The sequence below is a fragment of the Psittacicella gerlachiana genome (assembly GCF_003585965.1).
GTDB lineage: Bacteria > Pseudomonadota > Gammaproteobacteria > Enterobacterales > Psittacicellaceae > Psittacicella > Psittacicella gerlachiana.
In genome coordinates this window covers 1-3,132 of the sequence record NZ_NRJF01000214.1, presented here as the reverse complement: position 1 = coordinate 3,132, position 3,132 = coordinate 1, and the positions used below count along the sequence as shown (strand labels likewise).

The following is a 3,132-nucleotide window of genomic DNA, read 5'->3' as shown; positions in this document are numbered from 1 at the left end:
CCCTTAATAAGGTATAAGAATTTATACTTTAAATACGTAAATTTGTAAAAAATCTCTTAAAAACTGTATTTTTTTACTTGAAAAATTATTAGTTAGCGTTATAATTGAAATGTAAAAAAAATTAAAATAAAAGAGGAAAAAATAATGTCAAAAATTATTGGTATTGACTTAGGTACAACTAACTCATGTGTTGCTATCATGGATGGTGATAACTTAAAAGTTATTGAAAACACAGAAGGTCATCGTACAACCCCATCAATTGTTGCTTATACAAAAAATGGTGAGGTTTTAGTTGGTCAAGCGGCTAAACGTCAAGCTGTAACTAACCCTAAAAATACTTTATTCGGTATTAAACGTTTAATTGGTCGTCGTTACGATGATCCTGAAGTACAAAAAGATATCAAAATTATGCCTTTTGATATTATCCGTGCGGACAATGGTGACGCTTGGGTTAGTGCTTTAGAACAGAAAAAAGCTCCACAACAAGTTTCTGCTGAAGTTCTGAAAAAAATGAAAGAAGCAGCAGAAAGCTACTTAGGTGAAAAAGTTACTGAAGCAGTTATTACTGTACCAGCATACTTTAACGATGCTCAACGTAAAGCAACTAAAGACGCAGGTGAAATTGCAGGTTTAAATGTTCAACGTATTATCAATGAACCTACAGCAGCTGCAATGGCATTTGGTCTAGATAAAGTTCAAGGTACTTCAAACGTATTAGTATATGACTTAGGTGGTGGTACTTTTGACGTTTCTGTAATTGAAATTGACTCTACAGATGGTAACAAAACTATTGAAGTTTTAGCAACTAACGGTGATACTCACTTAGGTGGTGAAGACTTCGATAACTTAATCATCAATCACATTATTGCAGAGTTTAACAAAGATCACAGCGGTGTTAACTTAGCTAAAGATCCTGTAGCTATGCAACGTGTAAAAGAAGCTGCAGAAAAAGCTAAAATTGAACTATCTTCTACAACTTCTACAGAAATTAACTTACCATTCATTACTATGGATATGGCTACTCAAGCACCTATCCACTTAGTAACAACTTTAACTCGTGCTAAATTAGAAAGCTTAGTTGAAGACCTAGTTAAATCAACATTTAAACCAGTTGAACAAGCAATTCAAGATTCAGGTTTAAGTAAATCAGAAATTAACGATGTTCTATTAGTAGGTGGTCAAACTCGTATGCCATTAGTACAAAAAATGGTAAAAGAGTTCTTTGACGGTAAAGAACCTCGTAAAGACATCAACCCTGATGAAGCAGTAGCTTTAGGTGCTGCAGTACAAGGTGCGGTATTAAGTAAAAATGATAATGTAAAAGATTTACTATTATTGGATGTAACTCCATTATCACTTGGTATTGCAACTATGAATGATGTATTCTCAGTATTAATTGAGAAAAATACATTAATCCCTAACAAAAAATCTCAGGTTTATTCTACAGCAGAAGATAATCAACCTGCGGTACAAATTGAAGTTTACCAAGGTGAACGTTCACGTGCTTCAGATAATAAACTTCTAGGTAAATTCAACTTAGAAGGTATTAGACCAGCTCCTCGTGGTGTTCCTCAAATCGAAGTTACTTTCGATATTGATGCTAACGGTATTATTAAAGTATCAGCAAAAGATAAAGATACAGGTAAAGAACAAAACATTACCATTAAATCAGATTCTGGTTTAAGCCAAGAAGAAATCGAAAGAATGAAACGTGACGCTGAGTTAAATAAAGCTAAAGATGAAGAGTTCAAAGAACTTGCTGAAGCTAAAAACTTAGGTGATCAAATTGCTTCTCAAAGCCGTAAATTATTTGAAAAAGATGGTCATTTACTATCATCTTCAGATAAAGAAGAAGTAGAAAATGCAATTGCTGAAGTAGAAAAAGCTGTAAAAGGTGATGACAAAAAAGCAATTGAAGAAGCTGTTGCACGTTTAGAAAAAGGCTTTAAATTATTAAATGAAGCTGCAGCAAAAAATAACGATGGAAACAACGGCAAAGATGATGGTTTTGTTGATGTAGATGTTAACAAAAAATAATTAATCATCCTTTACCAAAATCTACTGTTCGAGCCCATGTCTAAAACGTGGGCTTTCGTTTTGTTTAATAAATAAATACTAATAAATCTATGTCTCAAAGTTATTACGATATACTTGGCATTAGTGCAAGTGCAGACGAAAGAGAAATAAAACGCGCTTACCGTAAATTATCTTTACAATACCATCCTGATAAAAATTCATCTGAGGAAGCTGCTGAAAAGTTCAAGGAAATTAACACTGCTTATGAAGTATTAAGCAATCCTGAAAAACGTAGTGTCTATGATCAATTAGGTCACGACAACTATGTAAGAACTAATGGGCAAGGCTTTGGTGCAGGATTTAATGGTGGTGGTTTCGGTGGCTTTGGCGATTTTGAAGATATTTTCAATATGTTCACAGGTGGTCAAGCACGTGGAGAAAGTAAAACTGTTGTTCAAGGGTCTGACATTAATTTACAAGTTGACATTACTTTAGAAGAATTGTTCTTTGGTAAAGCAATTAATATTAAGTACACTCGTCAAAAAGACTGTCCAGACTGTAAAGGTAAAGGAACAGAAAACGAAAATGACGTTACCACTTGTACAAGATGTCATGGTTCAGGTCATATCCAAAACTTTATCTTTACTCAAACCTGTAGCACTTGTAAAGGTACTGGTAAAATCGTAAAAAATCCATGTAAAAAGTGTCATGGAAAAGCGACTATTTCAGTAACCGAAAGCTTTGAATACGAAATTAAAAATATTACTCCGGGTGCTCGTTTAAGATTTAGAGGAATGGGTAATGAAGCTGGTGCAGGTACTGTACCAGGTAATTTAGTTCTTTTAATTAATTTAAAACCACATGATATCTTCGAACTTACGCACAATTTAGATCTTGTGCTTGAATATCCAATAGATCCATTTACTGCTTCTCTTGGAGGTAAGATTACTGTACCTACTATAGATGGAGTAGAAGAAGTAGAGATTAAAGCCGGAATCCAAAATCATGATCAAATAACAATACCTGGAAAAGGTATTTATAACGGTTCGAGAAGAACAAATTTAATTGTCGTATTTACAATTAGAACTTTAACTAACTTAAGTAAAGAACAAAAAG

Annotated in this window: 2 protein-coding genes; both read left to right on the top strand. The window is 33.5% G+C overall.

Translation table 11 applies throughout. The features are described from left to right. The first annotated feature begins 144 nt into the window (after positions 1-144). The gene (dnaK, locus tag CKF59_RS06720; protein WP_119535172.1) at positions 145-2,037 is read left to right on the top strand and encodes a molecular chaperone DnaK; all 1,893 of its coding nucleotides are present in this window, start codon (positions 145-147) and stop codon (positions 2,035-2,037) included. Positions 2,038-2,126: 89 nt separating this feature from the next. Continuing rightward, the coding region (locus tag CKF59_RS06715; protein ID WP_147397143.1) for a DnaJ C-terminal domain-containing protein at positions 2,127-3,132 on the top strand (1,006 nt) is incomplete at its 3' end.

Coding starts and splice junctions, on each gene's coding strand:
- dnaK (WP_119535172.1), top strand. CDS start 145: ATGTCAAAAATTATTGGTATTGACTTAGGTACAACTAACTCATGTGTT.